The sequence below is a fragment of the Marinobacter sp. LQ44 genome (assembly GCF_001447155.2).
In the GTDB taxonomy this organism is placed as follows: domain Bacteria; phylum Pseudomonadota; class Gammaproteobacteria; order Pseudomonadales; family Oleiphilaceae; genus Marinobacter.
The window spans coordinates 3,768,405-3,785,053 of record NZ_CP014754.1 but is presented as its reverse complement, the minus strand read 5'-3'; the positions used below and the strand labels follow the sequence as shown (position 1 = coordinate 3,785,053).

The window sequence follows — 16,649 nt, the reverse complement described above, 5'->3', positions numbered from 1 at the left end:
ATTATGCTTCCTTACCGAACAGGCCGGAGGGTCGGAACATCAACACCACCACCATGACCAGGAAAATGACTGCAGACGATGCGGGTGGATAGAAGGTTTTGGTGAGGCCTTCAATCACGCCCATCAGAATGCCGGTGATAATCGCCCCGCCAATGGAGCCCATACCGCCAATCACTACGACAGCAAACACCACGATCAGCGTATTGGCGCCCATGCCAGGCGTGACTGAGTAGATGGGTGCGGCAAGCACACCGGCAAAAGCCGCCAGCGCCACACCAAAGCCGTAAGTGAGGCTGACCAGCAAGGGCACGTTGATGCCAAAGCCCTGCATGAGTTGGGAATCCTCCGTGCCGGCGCGCAAGTAGGCCCCAAGTTTGGTTTTTTCAATCATGAACCAGGTGCCGAAACACACTAGCAGCGCCACCACAATCACCCAGGCCCGGTAATAAGGCAGGAACATAAAGTCCAGTTTAATGCCGCCCTTGAACATATCGGGCATGGCATAGCGCAGGCCAGACACACCGTAGATATTGGTGAGCACGCCCTGAATAATCAGCGCCACCCCGAAGGTGAGCAGCAGGCTGTAAATGTGATCTTGCCCGGCAATTCGCCGGAGCAGGAAGTATTCAATCAGCACCCCGAACACGCCGACCAATAGCGGTGCCATAAACAGGGCGACCCAATAGTTGACGCCCAGGGTGTTGAACATAACCACCGTCAACAGGGCACCCAGCATATACATGGCACCGTGGGCGAAGTTGATGATCTTCAGCAAGCCGAAGATGATGGCAAGGCCCAGGCTTAACAGGGCATAGAAGGCGCCATTGATGAACCCGATCAAAAGCTGACCGGAGAGCACAGCAAGAGGGACGCCGAAAATCATGGTCATGGGTTTAACTCCACAAGCAACACGTACATTGGTATTGAGCTTGTCGGCTCAGTGACACGCCGGGCACGCCCTGCCCTTTGCAGGGCGTGCCTCAGCTTTGCTCAGCCTCAGTTAGTCACCAGTTTGCACTTGCTCTCAGAGAGTGGGCGGTAGGCTTCGTCGGCCGGAATGGTCCGCAGGATCTTGTACAGATCCCATTCGTTGTTGGATTCCGCCGGTGTTTTCACCTCGGCCAGATACATGTCGTGCACCATCCGGCCGTCGGCACGGATACGACCGTTGGTGGCGAACATGTCGTTGATGGGTGTGTCCATCATCTGCTTGCGAACGGTTTGGGCATCGTCCGACCCTGCCGCGGCCACGGCATTCAGGTAATGCAGGGTGCTGGAATAGATACCCGCATGCACCATGGTGGGGCGCACACCGGTTTCTTTCATGAAGCGGTCTGACCACTCCCGGGTGGCATCGTTCATGTCCCAGTACCAGCCGGTGGTGAGCTGGATACCCTGGGCTGTGTCGACACCCAGCGCGTGCACGTCGGTCAGGAACAGCAGCAAGGCTGCCAGGGTTTGGCCCGCCTGGGTAACACCGAATTCACTGGCGGTGGTGATGGCGTTGGTGGTGTCGGAACCGGCGTTGGCCAGGCCAACGACATCGACACCTGAAGCCTGGGCCTGCAGCACGAAGGAGGAGAAATCCTGGGTCGGGAACGGATGGCGCACAGAGCCGACGATCTCACCCCCGTTGGCCTCCACCACGCGGGTAACGTCTGCTTCCAGGGCGTGGCCGAAGGCGTAGTCTGCGGTCATCAGGTACCAGCTCTTGCCGCCCTCTTTAACCACCGCACTGGCGGTGCCGTTGGCCAGCGGATAGGTGTCATACACATAGTGGATGTGGTTAGCGGTACAATGTTCGTTGGTGATGCTGGAAGCGGCAGAGCCGGAGACAATACCCAGCCGGTCATTCTCCTCAAGGATCTTGCTGACCGCGATGGTGACAGACGAAGCCACCATGCCCGCGACCATATCCACCTTGTCGTTTTCCACCCAGCGGCGAACGGTGCTGGAAGAAGCGTCCGGATTGTTACGGTCATCGGCACTGACGACTTCGATCTTGGCACCGTTCACAGTGCCACCAAAATCCTTGACCGCCATTTCAAGAGCCTTAAGGCCGTTCGGGCCTGCCAGGTCACGATAGGTGCCAGACATGTCGGCCAGATAGCCAATCTTGACCGTGTTGTCAGAAATGGCGGCCTGTGCGCCACTTACCATCAGAGCTGATGCAACGGCTGAGGTCAGAAGCTTTTTGGTCATTGTCATTGTTGTATCTCCGCTACTGTCTTGCGTTGGTTAGTGTTGTTGGTTTTATTACTTTCGCTCTATCCGGAGTTCAGACCCCCAAATAGCCGTCCAGCACCGATTGTTTGGCACTCAGTTCATCGGCGTGGATTTCTTCCACAATCTGCCCATGCTCAACCACGTAATGCCGGTCAGCCAGCGGGGCTGCAAAGTGGAAATTCTGTTCAACCAGTATGATGGTCAGGCCTTTCTCTTTGAGCGCCATCAGCACCTCGCCCAACTTCTCTACGATCACGGGCGCAAGCCCTTCCGTGATCTCATCCAGCAGGAGCATGTTGGCGCCGGTGCGCAGGATGCGGGCCATCGCCAGCATCTGCTGCTCGCCACCGGACAGCTTGGTGCCCTGGCTGAACCGACGTTCATACAAGTTTGGGAACATGTTGTAGATGTCTTCCAGGCTCATACCGCCACTGCGCACCACCGGCGGCAAGGTGAGGTTTTCCTGGACGTTGAGAGAGGAAAAAATGCCCCGGTGTTCGGGGCAATACCCCACTCCCAACCTCGCAATATGGTGCGGCGCGCACTGCATGGTTTCTTCGCCGTTGATCATGATGGAACCAGTCCGGCGGCCCACCATATTCATAATGGCCTTAAGGGTGGTGCTGCGGCCGGCGCCGTTGCGGCCAAGCAGGGTGACCAGCTCGCCACGCTTAACCACCAGGTCAACGCCATGGAGAATGTGAGATTCGCCGTAAAAGGCGTGCAGGCCAGACACACGCAACTGTTCGTAGTCTTTCTGGGGATTCTGTCTCATTGTGCTGCCTCCGCCTGCTCGGCGGGACTCTTGCCACCGCGTTCTCCGCTGCCATCGCTGCCCATGTACACTTCACGGACTCTCGGGTCTGCAGAGACAGCTTGATAATCGCCTTCCGTCAGCACAGCACCCTGAGCCAGCACCGTAATGCGGTCGCACAATTTGCTGACCACACTCAGGTTGTGCTCCACCATCAAGACGGTGCGGCCAGCGGCGGCCTTGCGAACCAACTCTACTACCCGGTCTACGTCTTCCGATCCCATGCCCTGGGTTGGTTCGTCCAGCAACAGCAGCTTGGGCTCCATCGCCAGGGTGGTGGCCAGTTCCAGCGCACGCTTGCGGCCATAGGCCAGTTCTACGGTGGTGGTGTTGGCAAACTCGATAAGGCCGACGGAATCCAGCAATTCCATGCAGCGCTGGTTCAGCCGGTTCAGGGAGGCACCGGATTTCCAGAAGCTGAAAGACGTGCCCTCTGCGGTTTGCAGCGCAATGCGGATATTCTCCAGCGCCGTCATATGGGGAAACACCGCTGAGATCTGGAACGAGCGGACGATACCCTTACGGGCAATGGCCGCAGACTTCAGGGAGGTGATGTCTTCACCGTGGTAGAGGATCTGGCCTCTGGTCGGGCTCAGGAATTTGGTCAGCAGGTTAAAGACCGTGGTCTTGCCCGCGCCATTGGGCCCGATCAGTGCATGGATATCACCCTGACGGACCTGCAGGTTGACGTTATCAACCGCTACAAACCCTTTGAATTCCTTGACCAGGTTACGGGTCTCGAGAACGAACTGTTCACTCATGAGCCACTTCACCTTTTGTTATTGTTGTATTTAACAATCAACCCACAGATTAGATTGACGTATACGTAAACGTCAAGAATAAACTTGGTTATTTTTCCGGCGGTATGGAATAGGTCATGGTGGAGTGCGCAACGGGCTCTTCCGAGCCCTCGGAATACACAAACACTTCGCCCACACCGATGGTTCGCCCCACCTTGAGAATGGTCGCCCTGGCCCAGATAGGCGCATGCGCCGCCGGCTTCCTGAGGAAATTGATATTCAGGTTGGTGGTAACGGCCAAAGGCACCAGGCCAATCTTGCTGAGCAACGCGGCATACATGGCCACATCGGCCAGCCCCATCATGGCGGGACCAGACACGGTTCCCCCGGGGCGCAGGTGTTCTTCGTCTACCTCCAGCTTCATTTCTGCCCAGCCATCTCCGAGCTCCTGCAGGGTGCCGTATGAGGCCCCCTGCGGAAACTGCTCTTCAAGGAAATAACGCAGCTCCTCAAAGGTAATCTTCATACGGCGACTTCCTCTTTGGCCCGGTTGCGCAACACAAAGCGTTGGATCTTGCCGCTGGGTGTTTTCGGCAACTCGTCCACAAACTCGATTTCCCGCGGGTAAGCATGGGTCGACAAGCGGTGGCGAACCAGTTCCTGAAGCTCTTCTTTGAGCACAGCGTCGTCAGCCGGCTCCTTACCGGATTTGATCACCACATAAGCCTTGATGATCGAGCCACGCTTTTCGTCCGGCTTGGCCACCACACCGGATTCGGCCACCGCCGCGTGCTCCAGCAGCGTGCTTTCCACATCCGCTGGCCCCACGCGGTAACCTGCTGTGGTGATAATGTCGTCGTCACGGCCGCTGAAGGAGAAACTGCCATCACCATGGCAGATCACCATATCTCCGGTCAGGTAGTAGCCGTTCACGAACGGGTCTTTCTCGCCCCAGGTGTAGCCATCAAAATGGAACAGCGGCGACGCCTTGAGATCCACTGCCAACTGGCCGATTTCGCCCTCTCCCACCTCTTCATTTTTTTCGTTCAACGCCACTACTCTGTGGCCTGGCGATGAGAAACCCATGGAGCCCTGGCGAATCGGGTGGTCCAGGCCGTGGAAGTTGCAACAGGTCATGCCGGTTTCGGTCTGGCCATAATGATCCTTCACCGGGCAGAAGTGACGACGATCAATCCAGTTCACCACCTCCGGATTCAGGGGCTCGCCGGCGCTGCTGCACACCCTCAGGCCAAGATTCTCCCCTTCCGGCAGAACCTGATCGTTCGCCTTGAGCAGACGATAGGCAGTCGGCGCCGCTGCCAGGTTGGTGATCCGGTACTTGCGGATCATCTCGTAGGTGGATTCCGGGGTGAACGGGTTGGGATTGAAATGGGTGGCGTGGCCCATCAGCAGCGGGCCGGTGACTGCGTAATAGAGGCCATAGGCCCAACCGGGATCAGCCACGTTCCAGAATACGTCATCATCGCGCAGGTCGATGGCGTATTTCATGTAAACGTAGAACGCCAGCAACGCTTTGGCGGGCACGGCTACACCTTTGGCTTTGCCAACGGTACCAGAGGTAAACATCTGCAGGAACGGATCGTTGCCGGTGATCATTACCGGCTCGCACTGGTCTGACTGCTCCGCCAACACCGCATCGAAATCGCGCACATCCGCACCGGTGGCCGCCGCGTTCAGGCACAGTACCGGCGGGCAATTTTTGACTTCTTCCAGCTTGGGGTAGTTATCTGGATCGGTCACCACCAGCCGGGTGCTCGCCTTCTCCAGACGATACTCGATAGCGCCGGAACCGAAGGCGGTAAACAGCGGCTGGTACACGGCGCCCAGGCGCAGGGTTCCGGCAATCACAATCAACAGCTCCGGCCCCCTGGGCAAAAGTCCGGCTACCCGGTCACCCTTGGTGACTCCATGAGACTTCAGGTAGTTGGCGAAACGTGCAGACGCGGCTTTGAGCTCAGCGAAGGTCAGGGTGCCGTCGCCACCGCCGATTTTTTCGTAGTAGAGCGCAACCTTTTGTGGGTCAACGGCCCATCGGTCACAAATTTCGTGGCATACGTTCAGGCCACTCTCCAGGCGTCCGTCCAGGATCTCCGCTTCCAGTGCGGCCGCATCAAACTGGTTATACACGTCATTGTATTGCGGAAGGCTCATCGTACACTCCGTTTGTTGTCGTTGTTGGTTGTACAAACTTCAATCAGGTGTAGCACAGCCTTCACTTTACGTAAAGGTAAACTTTTGGCTAAAAGAGAGCCGCATAACATCGGAAGCGGTCATTATTTGGGAGGGTTAGAAGGGGCGATCTCAGGCACTAACCGCATTACCACCAGGCACACATTGCTGAGACTATGGTTTGCGTTATACGTTTTTCGTCCATGTGAACTCCATTTGACGCGCTGTCTTCTCCGCCAATTCATCACTGTGCAATCTACTCACCAGATGCAGGCTCATATCAATACCAGCGGATATACCACCAGAACTTACGATTCCTCCCTCATCAACCCACCGGACACCCTCAAGCACATCGAGTTGACCGAACAATCTTCTGAGCTCCGGAATGTCTTCCCAGTGCGTCGTCACCTTGCATGACAAGGACTGAACGGCATTGGCCAATAGAAAGACGCCGGTACAAACGGTAGCCATAAGCTCGACAGACTCAGCTTGGCGCTCAATCCAGTTGGCCACCGTCTTATTTTTCATTTCTGAGGTATGAACACCGCCAGAAATAATCAGGACATCCAGCGGCGGGTGATCTTTGATTGAATAATCTGGGAGGACTCTGTAGCCACCGCGGGCCGGCACAGCTTCGCTGTTCTCAGCAATCAAATACACAGAAAACGGCGCTTCCGCCTCACACAGGCGCGACGCTGTTGAGAAAACCTCGAATGGTCCGGAAAAATCCAGAACTTCAGCGTCAGGGTAGATATAAATGCCGATATTCACTTAGCCCGGATTTCTCACGAGGGGATAAAAGAAAGCGGCTGAAAGCGGTATAATTTCAGGACCTTACACCGTTCACTAAGCACCAACAGCCGCTATCCGAAATGGTACCTGAAAAACTGACCTTCTCGCCACTCTCTCGCCGCCAAATTGAAGCCGATTTCTCCGGTGGCCACATCACCTCCGATGCCGGATTGCTCCTGCTTCGCGAAGTCGACAAACAACACCAGCTCACTCAGCGCCTGGCTACGGTGCTGGACGATGCCCGTAATCCCGTGCTGGTTCGCCACAAGCTTCAAACCATGGTCCGGCAGCGGGTCTTTGGCGTGGCTGCCGGGTACGAAGACCTCAACGATCACGAGGCGCTACGCGCTGATCAGGCACTTCAGACCGCAACCGGTGAAGATGCCATTCTGGCGGGCAAATCGACCTTGTGCCGGATGGAACAGCGCGTGGACCGGCAGGCGGTGATCAACGCCCACGAACTGCTGTGGCATCACTTCATTGAACAGCACGAGACTCCACCCAAGGAAATTGTGCTGGATTTTGATGGCACTGACATTCCAGTGCATGGCGACCAGCCCGGCAAGTTCTTTAACGCCTACTACGATCACCATTGTTACTTCCCGCTGTACGTGTTCTGCGGCCGTCACCTGTTGGTGAGCTACCTGCGCACCAGCAATCGAAGCGACAGCCGCCACAGCTGGGCCATTCTGGCCCTGCTGGTGAAGTTCATCCGGCAGTACTGGCCGGATACCCGCATCGTGTTCCGGGGTGACAGCGGCTTCTATCGCCCCCGATTGCTGAGCTGGTGCGACCGGAATAACGTGGATTACCTTGTGGGCATCAGCAAAAACAGCCGGCTGCTCAAGGAGGTGGACGTGCCCTCGATGCTGGTTCGCAGGGCTCACGGGGAGTTGGGAGAAAAAGTCTCTGCCACCTACCGGTTCCAGTACCAGGCCCACACCTGGAAATACCCTCGCTGGGTGGTGGCTCGCCTGGAAGAAGGTGAGTTTGGCTCGAACCCTCGCTTCGTGATCAGTTCCCGCTATGACGACGGCCTCAAGCTCTACTACGAGCAGTACTGCGCCCGTGGCGATATGGAAAACCGGATCAAGGATCAGCAGTTGTGTCTGTTCGCAGATCGCACCTCCAGCACGCGGTGGTGGACCAATCAGTGGCGGTTGCTCCTATCGGGCTTTGCCTACACGTTGTTCGAGCGATTACGGGCCCACTTGAAGAAGACGCCCTTCGAGAGAATGAGCGCCAGTAACCTGCGGCTGAAACTGATCAAGGTGGGCGCGGTCATCATTCGCAACACTCGGCGCATACGGGTGTTGATGAGCGATGCCTATCCTTACAAAGACGAACTCTCTGACCTGGTACGTCAACTGGTTCCGGGATAGAAGCCCGGGCTCCCCCGGCCCGATGCAATGGGGGAAAGGGGGTCGTGTGTCCGGACAACAGAAATTGATCGGTTATTAGTCAATCTCGGCCGCAAATGAGCGGTAATGGCGGTAACCTGCACAGTCTGCGAGACTTGCCGGGGACCTATGAGAAATCCGGGTTAGTTCTCCAAAAATACAAAGCGGCTGTTATAAACGGCGGAATTCAGTTCTTCAGACAACAGTCTTATAAACTCCCTCACCTTAACCGGCAGATAGGAGCGTGCTGGATAAACTGCATGCACCGGAAAACTTCGCAGAGGTCTGTCTGGCATCAAACGAACCAGCCTGCCGCTTTCAATATCTTCCGCGAATACCCACAAGGGGCCAAGGTGTATGCCATTGCCCTCCAGCACCAGTCTGCGGATTGCAGCGACACTGTTGACTGTCATGTTGCTTTTTATCTTCAAATGCGAATAGCGACTGCCATCGGCAAATTCAATATCACTTCTTGCCTGACTGGACGAGTACAGAATGAAATTGTGCTGCTCCAGTTGTTCCAGGGATGTGGGCGTGCCGTGTTTATCCAGATACTCAGGGCTTGCCACCAGCACTCGTTTATTGTGGCCCAGATGTTTTGCGATCAGGCTGGAATCGGGCAGGTCGCCGATTCGCACTGCCACATCAAGATCGCTCTCAAGCAGGCTCTCAAAGGGGCTGCCCAGTGACATTTCTACCGACAAATCCGGCGCCAGCTCCTGCAGTCGGCAAGCGACGGGAACCACAAATCTGGTACCAAAATCCACCGGCGCAGTGATACGCAATTTACCGGTGAGAAGAGACACGCCGCTTCTGATTTCCTCTTCCAGTGCTAGTTGATCGTCAATGATCACGCGCAGGCGCTCATAATAGCGCTGCCCAAGCTCCGTCGTTGTGGTCCGTTGCGTGGAGCGACGCAGCAACCTGACCTGAAGGCGATCTTCCAGGGCAGCAATCTGCCGGCTGACAGAGGAAGGCTCAAGGTTCAGGGATTCTGCAGCCTTTTTGAAACTGCCTGATTCCACCACCCGAACAAATACGTGCTCGACACCACCCATACTTATTGCGCTCGATGCAATTAATTAATGCAAATTAACACCCTTCCTGCTTTTCGATCAATTGCATAGTCTGAATCCAGGGTAATCGGCATTCCAAACAGGACCGAGCCCTCTCACTAACCGCAGGAGAGAAACCATGGCAAAGATCGATCTTAATGGGAAAGTGGCTCTTGTTGCTGGCGGCGCCAAGAACCTCGGCGGCCTTGTCAGCCGGGAGTTCGCTGCAAGTGGAATGGACATCGTCGTGCACTACAACAGCGATGCCACTGAAAAAGATGCAGACGCAACAGTAGATGCCATCAAAGCTTTGGGCCGCAACGCAATTGCGATCCAGAGCGACCTCACCAAAGCCGCCAATGTAGCGGCGCTTTTCCAACAGGCGAAGGACCACTTCGGTGGCATTGACGTAGCGGTTAACACCGTTGGGAAAGTGCTGCGCAAACCCATCATTGAAACGACGGAAGCAGAGTTCGACCAGATGATGGCCATTAATGCCAAGTCTGCGTATTTCTTTATCAAAGAAGCTGGCCTGCACCTCAACGACAACGGCAAGCTCATCACCATCTTGACGTCGTTGTTGGCCGCATTCACTGATGGCTACTCAACCTACGCCGGTGGCAAAGCGCCCGTTGAACACTTCACGCGCGCCGCAGCAAAAGAGCTTTCCGGGCGGGGGATATCGGTCAACAATGTTGGCCCCGGCCCGATGGACACACCGTTCTTCTATGGCCAGGAAACCCCGGAGCGCGTGGCTTACCACAAGTCACAGGCTATGGGTAACCAACTCACGATGATTGAGGATATCGTTCCCATTGTGAAATTCCTGGCAACAGAAGGCTGGTGGATAAACGGTCAAACCCTCTTCGCCAATGGCGGCTACACTACCCGATAATAAGCCTGGCCCTGATCGCCTCCGGTAGTATTTACCGGAGGCGACGTTTTTATCCGAATGGTCCGTACCCGGAGTGATTGGAGGCAAGCATGAGAACACTATTGGTTATCGCTGGAGGCATCATTCTTTGGGCTGTCATACAAGGGCTGACCAAACTACTCCATCGTCCAGCAAGCAGTAGCTGGATACCCACCGGCATTTTCGCGATCATCTGGCTCATGGTCACGAGTTGGAATGTATAGGTAGGGATAACACAAGCCGGTTATACGTTTCTGGAGGAGTTGCCCATCTTCTTGCTGACCTATTTGCTGCCCGTTACCGTTGCAGTTCTTATCCAGCGCAAATCCATATCAGCATGACGCTACTGGCTTGTAGCGGCCAAGCGGCGTTAAATCGGTCGCCATGCGGTCGCTGGTTATGCCCTGGGCCTGGCATTGGATGGCGTATTCCGAAAAAGGCTTATATGTGTTGGACGCCGGGCGTTTTGAGCCCGCTAATTTCCGCCATAATCCTTTCAAGAACCTGGGTTCGCACCGCAGGTTTGATCCTTTCTTCTGGATAACACCTGACCAGATCAATATGACTTACGCCCTCGTGCGCATGGAACATGTGGTTTTCGACCCGTTGCGTTGCACTGCTCCCGAAAGCCTCGTTCATTTGGTGACTTTGGTCGCACCCGAGCAAGTCTCCCTGCGAGAAGAAATTAAGGCACACATCAACATTTGTCGGTACGTTACGAGGATCGAACCCCCACCGTCCTGGGAATACTCGCCCCAGCCCTCCTGCGGCGATGCTGACGAGCAGGGCAACCTCCACACCGCGCCACTCAAGCTCGCGTGCAACCTTGACCGCGTGGAACCCGCCCTGACTATACCCGAGAATCACTAGCTTCCGCCCCTCGCGACGTGATGCTTGCAAGTCATCTGATATCGCATCAACCGAGTGCAGGTGGCCGTACATTGTCACGTCTGACAACCCGTTGCTTCTGAGGTAACGCAGCAGGTTGCGCTGCATCAGTCGTCGGGCCATGAAGCCGTGAATCACCGCAACTCGCGGACCAGCGTAGCCGCTGTTTGTCTTTGGTCGGTCAGGGACCTGCAACCGTTGAACTAAGCTCAGAAGTTTACTATCCAAGAAGCGTCACCTTGCATGCCTAACGCCCGCAATCGAGCGCTTGTCGCGTGGATTGATTTGTTATGCCACCTGAACCAAAATATACCAATTATTGGTACTAGCGAGATAGCATCATGCAAAAGAACACCAGCATCACTCTAGGCCAACATTTTGATGCGTTCATTGCGGAACAACTCAAAACTGGCCGATACAGCTCAACCAGCGAAGTTGTTCGTGCAGGATTGCGCCTGCTTGAAGAGTCCGAAACCCGCCTGACTACGCTCCGCAAACTTCTTAAGGAAGGCGAAGATAGTGGCTTTGAAGACTACTCTTATGACTCTTTCATTCGCGAACTGGACAACGAAGAGCGCTAATGCTGAATTTCAAGCTTTCCAGGAAGGCCAAAGCTGATCTCAAATCTATTGCACTGTACACGGAGCGTAAATGGGGCCGAGATAAACGAAACCACTACATTCTCCAGTTTGACCAGTGCTTCCAACTACTGGGCGAAAACCCGAATCTGGGGCAAACCTGCGATGGGATCCGCGCGGACTACCTACAGTATCCCCAAGGAAGTCACATCATATTCTATCGGGTAGCGACCGACAGTGTCGTTGAGATTATCCGTATTCTACACAAACGCATGTTGCCAGATGGGCATCTCCTTTAGGGCATAACGCCCGCCAGGGTTCGCTGGCGCACGCCTCACCTATCGGCTTTAATTATCTGAGTTACTCATTCACAACAGCCAGGCGGTACTTGCCTGCCGGAGTTTTGGCTCTGGTGTATGTCAGCAAGGTGTGGGCATGACAGGTGGTCATTACCATGAAGCGCATCGCCATTTGCTTTGACGGCACCTGGAACCGGCCAGAGGAAAACATCGGCGAGGCTGGGTAAGCTGGTTCGCACCATCCCCGTACCCGAGGCCAACCTGACTTACGTACCCCCCAGCGTTAAGAGGCGCTACAGCAGCGGTTACCGCAGCAAATCCATTGAGCAGTACATCAAGGATCACGGGCAGTGGCCGCCACTTTGGGGAGGGTAATCAGCAGGTTCGGTTTCGTGCTAGTCTGGCCAGGTTATCCATTGCCAAACACAGATTGATCAAGCCTGAGATCCTTACAATGCATCTTCCATTCTGGCTGACAACAGCCCTGCTGTTTCCGGTATTGCTGTACCAGGGGAAACGCACCCGGCGTACCACGCCCCGATTACCGGAAGCCTCTGGCTCTACGTGTGGGCAGTATGGCGAGGGCGAGCCCGCCAGGCGCGTTCTGGTGATCGGAGAATCCACCGCCGCCGGCGTGGGTGTTGATAACCACGAGCAGGGGCTGGCCAGCCAGTTGGCGAAGCAGATCCATGAACGTACCGGCCAGGCCATTGCCTGGCATACCTTTGGGGTGAACGGTATTCGCCTGGGAGCCTTGAACAAGCAGCTCGCGAAGGCGGACCTGCCAGAAGCAGACCTGGTTGTCCTGAGCATGGGGGTGAACGACACCACCGGCTTTACGCCCAGGTACAAGTTTCGCCAACAACTGCTGGAGCTGCGACAGTTGCTCGGTGCCCGTTACCCTGCACCGCTGATGCTTTTGAGTGTTCCGCCCATGCACCTGTTTACCGCCCTGCCCGCGCCGTTGCGGCACGTTATCGGGTGGCGGGCGCGGCTGCTGGATCACCTGTACAAGACACTTGCCAGCGAGATGCCAGAGCGGTTCTCTTACGTTCACTACCCTGTCATTTCAGACCCGGAATTGCTGGCCAGTGATGGCTATCACCCCGGGGAGAAAGGTTACCGTTACATCGCGCAAGCCCTGGCAGCCCTTCCTTAGGAGTTTCATGGCAACACAATCCGCGCCGTCATCCGATAAACACACCAAGTCACGTTCCGAGCGGGATCTGTACCTGGACGCCCTGCGTGCCGGCGCCTTGCTGGTGGTGGTATTCGGGCACTGGATAGCCACCCTGCCCCGGTTTGATGGTGGCCTGGACATTCAAACAGAACACCTGTTAAAGATCTGGGAGCCTTCTGGGTTTATCACCTGGTTTGTGCAGGTGGTGCCGCTGTTCGTGTTTGTATCTGCCACCGTCAGTGCCGATGGTGTGGCGCACCGGATGGCTCAGGGGCACCGGCAGATGCATTGGTGGGCAGGGAGAGCGCTGGCTCTGGCGCGGCCTACGGTAACGTATCTTGCCGCTATTACCCTGATTGCCCTGCTTTCACTCTACACCGGCGGCCGGGTGTTGGGGCCATTTAACCAGTCGCTCACCATACATTTATGGTTTCTGATCATGCTGCTGGCCGTGCAGGCACTGTTGCCCCTGAGCGTGGAAGCCGACAGGCGCTGGGGCCTGGGGGCAGTGGTTGGGCTGGTGGTGGCTTTTGAAATGCGACGCAAGCAAGGCGTTGTGACATCCTCCAGGCCCCGAATCATCCTGGCCGGAGGCTTCTCGCTGATGGCCGGGTTGGTTGTCAGCCTGGCACTCGGTGCACTGCCGGGCGCCCTGCTTGGTCTGGTCGGAGTTGCGGCTGCGTCCTGGCTGTTGCGGGTGCATCCCCAGCCAGGACGGTAACCGGATCTTTACAGCGCCGCCTTGGACAGCTGAACCGCTCAGTCCGCCTTGTAGAGCCGGAGGATACTGGAAAAATCCAGCTCACCATTACCCTGCCCCGCATGCAGCTGGAACAGGTTGCGGGCCAGTGAGCCCATGGGGATAGACGCCTGGTTCTTCACCGCGTTATCAAACGCGAGGCCCAAATCTTTGGTCATCAGGTTCACCAGGAAGCCACCCTGGTACTCTCGCGATGCCGGCACGCCCTCCATCACACCCGGCCAGGGGTTGTACACGTTCAGCGCCCAATTGCCACCAGAGCTCTGCTTCATGATTTCCGACAGCACCGCAGGGTCCAGGCCGTTCTTGGCGCCCAATGCCAGGGCCTCGCTGGTGCCCGCCATGAGGATGGCCAGCATCATATTGTTGCAGATTTTAGCCACCTGCCCGGCACCGTGAGGGCCGGCGTGGAAGATATTCTTGCCCATGCCTTCCAGGATGGGTTTGGCGCGGTTGAAGGTGTCTTCTTCCCCTCCGCAGATGAAGGTGAGCGTGCCGGCTTTGGCGCCGCCTACGCCGCCAGACACCGGAGCATCGATGAACGCCAGGCGCCGCGCTGCAGCGGCTTCCGCAACGGCGCGGGCAGTCTCCGGGGCAATGGTGGAGGAATCGATCACCAGGGTGCCTTCGGGCAAGGCTGAGAGCAGGCCGTCCTCGCCCAGGTACACCGCTTCCACATGTTTGCCGGCCGGCAGCATGGTAATGATGCATTCTGCACCCTCGGCCGCGGCCTTTCCGGAATCCGCGGTGCTGGCACCTTCGGCCACCAGCGCCTCAACGGCGGGCTGTGACAGGTCGAATACGGTCACATCATGCCCGGCCTTGAGCAGGTTAGAGGCCATGGGCGCGCCCATGTTGCCCAGGCCGATAAAGGTAATCTTCGCCATGTTGCTTCTCCTTGTTGTTGTCGTGAAGCCAAGGGGCAGTGGTTAGCCCCCAGCTTCCTGGCTGAAAAACTCGTCTACCCAGCTGTTGTCGATTTCCCCCAGCGCGGCGTAGCGCCAGCGGGGTTGCATGTCTTTATCAATCAGCAGGGCGCGGATGCCCTCGGCGAACTCGCCTTTTCTGAGGCACTGCTTCGCCATGACCAGTTCGTTGTCCAATACCTGGGCCAGACTGTGCAAACGGCTACGGTGGTAATGCTGCCAATGCAGCGCCAGCGACGTCGGGCTGGCTGAGGCCAGGCCTTTCACAGATTTGCCCAGCCAGTCGTTGCGGCTGCCGAATTCCTGCAGGCGACTAACCACCTGTTCCAGGGAATCGGCATCGGTGGCTTGCTGGATCTCGTCGTAATGCTGCTGCACCGGAGATTCCGGTACCGCGTCCTGGCTTTGCTGCTCGTATCTGCGCAGTACCTGACTGACCACCGCATGGCTATCGGCACCTTGCCAGTCGGCCGCAACCAGGGTGTCGACCACCTGCGCTTTCAGTTCCTGCTTCACGAACCGGTCCGCCATGCCGGTGAACAAGGCATCAGCCGCGTTCATCCGAGCGCCGGTCAGGCCCAGGAACAGGCCAGTTCGGCCGGGCATGCGATTGAGGAACCAGCCGGCGCCGATGTCCGGGTACAGGCCGATGCTCACTTCCGGCATGGCCAGCTTGGAATGCTCGGTAACCACCCGGTGGGAAGCGCCCACCATCAGGCCGATGCCGCCGCCCATCACAATGCCGTGGCCCCAGCAAATGATCGGTTTCGGGAAGGTGTGAATCTGGTAGTCCAGCTCGTATTCTTCGGTAAAGAACTGGTCGCCCTCGCCGAGTTTTCCCGGCTCGGTCATGCTGCGGTACAGAGACACGATGTCGCCACCAGCGCAGAAGGCCTTGTCGCCCTCGGCCTCCAGCCAGACCGCGCACACCCTTTCGTCTTCTGCCCAGCGGGTCAGTTGGGGTTTGAGCAGGCGGATCATCTCCATAGACAACGAGTTGAGGTTGCGCGGTGTGTTCAGCCGCGCAACGGCAATCAGCTCATCACCCCTGGTTGTCCACTCTTCAAAAATAATGGGTTGCTCACTCATAGCAGTCTCGACGGTTATTGGTTCTTCCAGGCTGGTTTGCGCTTCTCGAGGAAGGCATTCACGCCTTCTTTCTGGTCTTCGGTGTGGAACAGTTCTACGAACAGTTCCCGCTCCATCCGCCAGCCGTCGCTATGGCTGCGACCGTCCCGGGCACTCATCACCAGTTGCTTGCAGCGGGCAATGGACGACGGGCTTTGCTTGCAGGCGCCTTCGGCCAGTTTCAGGGCGGCTGCCAGCGCCTCACCGGAGGGCACGACTTCTTCCACCAAACCAATCTGCAGGGCTTTCTGGGCATCTACGCGCTCGCCGCACAGGATCATGCGCTTGGCCCAGCCTTCACCCACCAGCCAGGGCAGGTTCTGGGTGCCGCCAGCGCACGGCAACAGGCCAACGCTGGCTTCCGGCAGGGCCATCTGGGCGTGCTCCTCTGCGATGCGGATATCGCAGGACAACGCACACTCCAGGCCACCGCCCATGGCGTAGCCGTTGATGGCGGCGATAGACACGCCCCGGAAAGCAGTAAGCGCGGCGAAGGCTTCGCCAAAACGCTGGGCCATGTCGTTGGCCCGGGCAAGATCCCCGTCGGCGAAGGTTTTCAGGTCCGCCCCGGCGGAGAAGAACTTTTCGCCCTGGCCGGTGACGACCAGGGCAAAGATGTTGCGGTCCTGGTTGAGTTCTTCCACCAGTTTCGCCAGTGCCGCCAGGGAATCCGCCGTCCAGGTGTTGGCCGGCGGGTTGGCGATGGTCAGGATGGCAATGTGGTCGCGTTTCTCAAGTTGAATCAGGTCACTCATGATCG

The 16,649-nt window shown here is 57.0% G+C and carries 18 protein-coding genes; 6 read left to right on the top strand and 12 right to left on the bottom strand.

Annotation, left to right across the window (positions count from 1 at the left end; all coding sequences use genetic code 11):
* Position 1: 1 nt before the first annotated feature.
* The 7 genes from ASQ50_RS17400 to ASQ50_RS17370 form a co-directional block, all read right to left on the bottom strand.
* A complete protein-coding gene (locus ASQ50_RS17400) occupies positions 2 to 889 on the bottom strand; it encodes a branched-chain amino acid ABC transporter permease (RefSeq protein WP_058092356.1) in 888 nt (295 codons plus the stop codon).
* Between the two features lie 107 nt (positions 890 to 996).
* Positions 997 to 2,208 (bottom strand): ABC transporter substrate-binding protein, encoded by a 1,212-nt coding sequence (locus ASQ50_RS17395; RefSeq protein WP_058092357.1) that lies wholly within the window; start codon positions 2,206 to 2,208, stop codon positions 997 to 999.
* Between the two features lie 70 nt (positions 2,209 to 2,278).
* Positions 2,279 to 3,001 carry an ABC transporter ATP-binding protein gene (locus ASQ50_RS17390; RefSeq protein ID WP_058092358.1) on the bottom strand — a complete coding sequence of 241 codons (723 nt, stop codon included), beginning with the start codon at positions 2,999 to 3,001 and terminating at the stop codon, positions 2,279 to 2,281.
* On the bottom strand, positions 2,998 to 3,801 hold the full coding sequence (locus ASQ50_RS17385; protein WP_058092359.1) for an ABC transporter ATP-binding protein: 804 nt from the start codon (positions 3,799 to 3,801) through the stop codon (positions 2,998 to 3,000). The genes ASQ50_RS17390 and ASQ50_RS17385 overlap by 4 nt, the downstream gene beginning before the upstream one ends.
* Before the next feature lie 88 nt (positions 3,802 to 3,889).
* Positions 3,890 to 4,306, bottom strand: a complete 417-nt coding sequence (locus ASQ50_RS17380; protein WP_058092360.1) for a PaaI family thioesterase — start codon at positions 4,304 to 4,306, stop codon at positions 3,890 to 3,892.
* Positions 4,303 to 5,952 (bottom strand): AMP-binding protein, encoded by a 1,650-nt coding sequence (locus tag ASQ50_RS17375; RefSeq protein WP_058092361.1) that lies wholly within the window; start codon positions 5,950 to 5,952, stop codon positions 4,303 to 4,305. The genes ASQ50_RS17380 and ASQ50_RS17375 overlap by 4 nt, the downstream gene beginning before the upstream one ends.
* A gap of 204 nt (positions 5,953 to 6,156) precedes the next feature.
* Positions 6,157 to 6,741 carry a DJ-1/PfpI family protein gene (locus tag ASQ50_RS17370; RefSeq protein WP_058092362.1) on the bottom strand — a complete coding sequence of 195 codons (585 nt, stop codon included), beginning with the start codon at positions 6,739 to 6,741 and terminating at the stop codon, positions 6,157 to 6,159.
* Positions 6,742 to 6,842: 101 nt separating this feature from the next.
* Between ASQ50_RS17370 and ASQ50_RS17365 the strand changes: the two genes are divergently transcribed.
* On the top strand, positions 6,843 to 8,144 hold the full coding sequence (locus ASQ50_RS17365; RefSeq protein WP_068351333.1) for an IS1380 family transposase: 1,302 nt from the start codon (positions 6,843 to 6,845) through the stop codon (positions 8,142 to 8,144).
* Between the two features lie 161 nt (positions 8,145 to 8,305).
* On the opposite strand, the gene ASQ50_RS17360 is transcribed toward ASQ50_RS17365, so the two are convergent.
* Entirely contained in the window at positions 8,306 to 9,220 is a 915-nt protein-coding gene (locus ASQ50_RS17360) for a LysR family transcriptional regulator (protein WP_058091650.1), read from the bottom strand.
* 136 nt (positions 9,221 to 9,356) lie between these two features.
* Between ASQ50_RS17360 and ASQ50_RS17355 the strand changes: the two genes are divergently transcribed.
* A complete protein-coding gene (locus tag ASQ50_RS17355) occupies positions 9,357 to 10,112 on the top strand; it encodes an SDR family oxidoreductase (RefSeq protein WP_058091651.1) in 756 nt (251 codons plus the stop codon).
* A gap of 459 nt (positions 10,113 to 10,571) precedes the next feature.
* On the opposite strand, the gene ASQ50_RS17350 is transcribed toward ASQ50_RS17355, so the two are convergent.
* Complete coding sequence (locus ASQ50_RS17350) at positions 10,572 to 11,246, bottom strand: hypothetical protein (protein ID WP_058091652.1); 675 nt, start codon at positions 11,244 to 11,246, stop codon at positions 10,572 to 10,574.
* Positions 11,247 to 11,359: 113 nt separating this feature from the next.
* Here ASQ50_RS17350 and ASQ50_RS17345 point away from each other — a divergent pair, with 113 nt between their 5' ends.
* The 4 genes from ASQ50_RS17345 to ASQ50_RS17330 all read left to right on the top strand — a co-directional run bounded on the left by ASQ50_RS17345 (position 11,360) and on the right by ASQ50_RS17330 (position 13,796).
* Positions 11,360 to 11,599, top strand: a complete 240-nt coding sequence (locus ASQ50_RS17345) for a type II toxin-antitoxin system ParD family antitoxin (protein ID WP_058091653.1) — start codon at positions 11,360 to 11,362, stop codon at positions 11,597 to 11,599.
* On the top strand, positions 11,599 to 11,895 hold the full coding sequence (locus tag ASQ50_RS17340) for a type II toxin-antitoxin system RelE/ParE family toxin (protein ID WP_058091654.1): 297 nt from the start codon (positions 11,599 to 11,601) through the stop codon (positions 11,893 to 11,895). Before ASQ50_RS17345 ends, ASQ50_RS17340 begins: the two co-directional genes overlap by 1 nt.
* Before the next feature lie 454 nt (positions 11,896 to 12,349).
* Complete coding sequence (locus tag ASQ50_RS17335; protein WP_058091655.1) at positions 12,350 to 13,054, top strand: SGNH/GDSL hydrolase family protein; 705 nt, start codon at positions 12,350 to 12,352, stop codon at positions 13,052 to 13,054.
* Positions 13,055 to 13,061: 7 nt separating this feature from the next.
* A complete protein-coding gene (locus tag ASQ50_RS17330) occupies positions 13,062 to 13,796 on the top strand; it encodes an acyltransferase family protein (RefSeq protein WP_058091656.1) in 735 nt (244 codons plus the stop codon).
* A gap of 38 nt (positions 13,797 to 13,834) precedes the next feature.
* Here ASQ50_RS17330 and mmsB read toward each other — a convergent pair whose 3' ends face one another.
* Genes mmsB through ASQ50_RS17315 form a run of 3 tightly spaced genes read right to left on the bottom strand, consistent with a single transcriptional unit; the run spans position 13,835 to position 16,644 of the window.
* On the bottom strand, positions 13,835 to 14,722 hold the full coding sequence (mmsB, locus tag ASQ50_RS17325) for a 3-hydroxyisobutyrate dehydrogenase (RefSeq protein WP_058091657.1): 888 nt from the start codon (positions 14,720 to 14,722) through the stop codon (positions 13,835 to 13,837).
* Between the two features lie 42 nt (positions 14,723 to 14,764).
* A complete protein-coding gene (locus ASQ50_RS17320; RefSeq protein ID WP_058091658.1) occupies positions 14,765 to 15,850 on the bottom strand; it encodes an enoyl-CoA hydratase/isomerase family protein in 1,086 nt (361 codons plus the stop codon).
* 14 nt (positions 15,851 to 15,864) lie between these two features.
* Positions 15,865 to 16,644 carry an enoyl-CoA hydratase gene (locus tag ASQ50_RS17315; RefSeq protein WP_058091659.1) on the bottom strand — a complete coding sequence of 260 codons (780 nt, stop codon included), beginning with the start codon at positions 16,642 to 16,644 and terminating at the stop codon, positions 15,865 to 15,867.
* Between the last annotated feature and the right edge of the window lie 5 nt (positions 16,645 to 16,649).

Bases quoted from the DNA above. Each gene is read 5' to 3' on its own strand.
- ASQ50_RS17400 (WP_058092356.1), bottom strand. From the start codon at position 889: ATGACCATGATTTTCGGCGTCCCTCTTGCTGTGCTCTCCGGTCAGCTT.
- ASQ50_RS17395 (WP_058092357.1), bottom strand. From the start codon at position 2,208: ATGACAATGACCAAAAAGCTTCTGACCTCAGCCGTTGCATCAGCTCTG.
- ASQ50_RS17390 (WP_058092358.1), bottom strand. From the start codon at position 3,001: ATGAGACAGAATCCCCAGAAAGACTACGAACAGTTGCGTGTGTCTGGC.
- ASQ50_RS17385 (WP_058092359.1), bottom strand. From the start codon at position 3,801: ATGAGTGAACAGTTCGTTCTCGAGACCCGTAACCTGGTCAAGGAATTC.
- ASQ50_RS17380 (WP_058092360.1), bottom strand. From the start codon at position 4,306: ATGAAGATTACCTTTGAGGAGCTGCGTTATTTCCTTGAAGAGCAGTTT.
- ASQ50_RS17375 (WP_058092361.1), bottom strand. From the start codon at position 5,952: ATGAGCCTTCCGCAATACAATGACGTGTATAACCAGTTTGATGCGGCC.
- ASQ50_RS17365 (WP_068351333.1), top strand. From the start codon at position 6,843: ATGGTACCTGAAAAACTGACCTTCTCGCCACTCTCTCGCCGCCAAATT.
- ASQ50_RS17360 (WP_058091650.1), bottom strand. From the start codon at position 9,220: ATGGGTGGTGTCGAGCACGTATTTGTTCGGGTGGTGGAATCAGGCAGT.
- ASQ50_RS17355 (WP_058091651.1), top strand. From the start codon at position 9,357: ATGGCAAAGATCGATCTTAATGGGAAAGTGGCTCTTGTTGCTGGCGGC.
- ASQ50_RS17345 (WP_058091653.1), top strand. From the start codon at position 11,360: ATGCAAAAGAACACCAGCATCACTCTAGGCCAACATTTTGATGCGTTC.
- ASQ50_RS17340 (WP_058091654.1), top strand. From the start codon at position 11,599: ATGCTGAATTTCAAGCTTTCCAGGAAGGCCAAAGCTGATCTCAAATCT.
- ASQ50_RS17335 (WP_058091655.1), top strand. From the start codon at position 12,350: ATGCATCTTCCATTCTGGCTGACAACAGCCCTGCTGTTTCCGGTATTG.
- ASQ50_RS17330 (WP_058091656.1), top strand. From the start codon at position 13,062: ATGGCAACACAATCCGCGCCGTCATCCGATAAACACACCAAGTCACGT.
- mmsB (WP_058091657.1), bottom strand. From the start codon at position 14,722: ATGGCGAAGATTACCTTTATCGGCCTGGGCAACATGGGCGCGCCCATG.
- ASQ50_RS17320 (WP_058091658.1), bottom strand. From the start codon at position 15,850: ATGAGTGAGCAACCCATTATTTTTGAAGAGTGGACAACCAGGGGTGAT.
- ASQ50_RS17315 (WP_058091659.1), bottom strand. From the start codon at position 16,644: ATGAGTGACCTGATTCAACTTGAGAAACGCGACCACATTGCCATCCTG.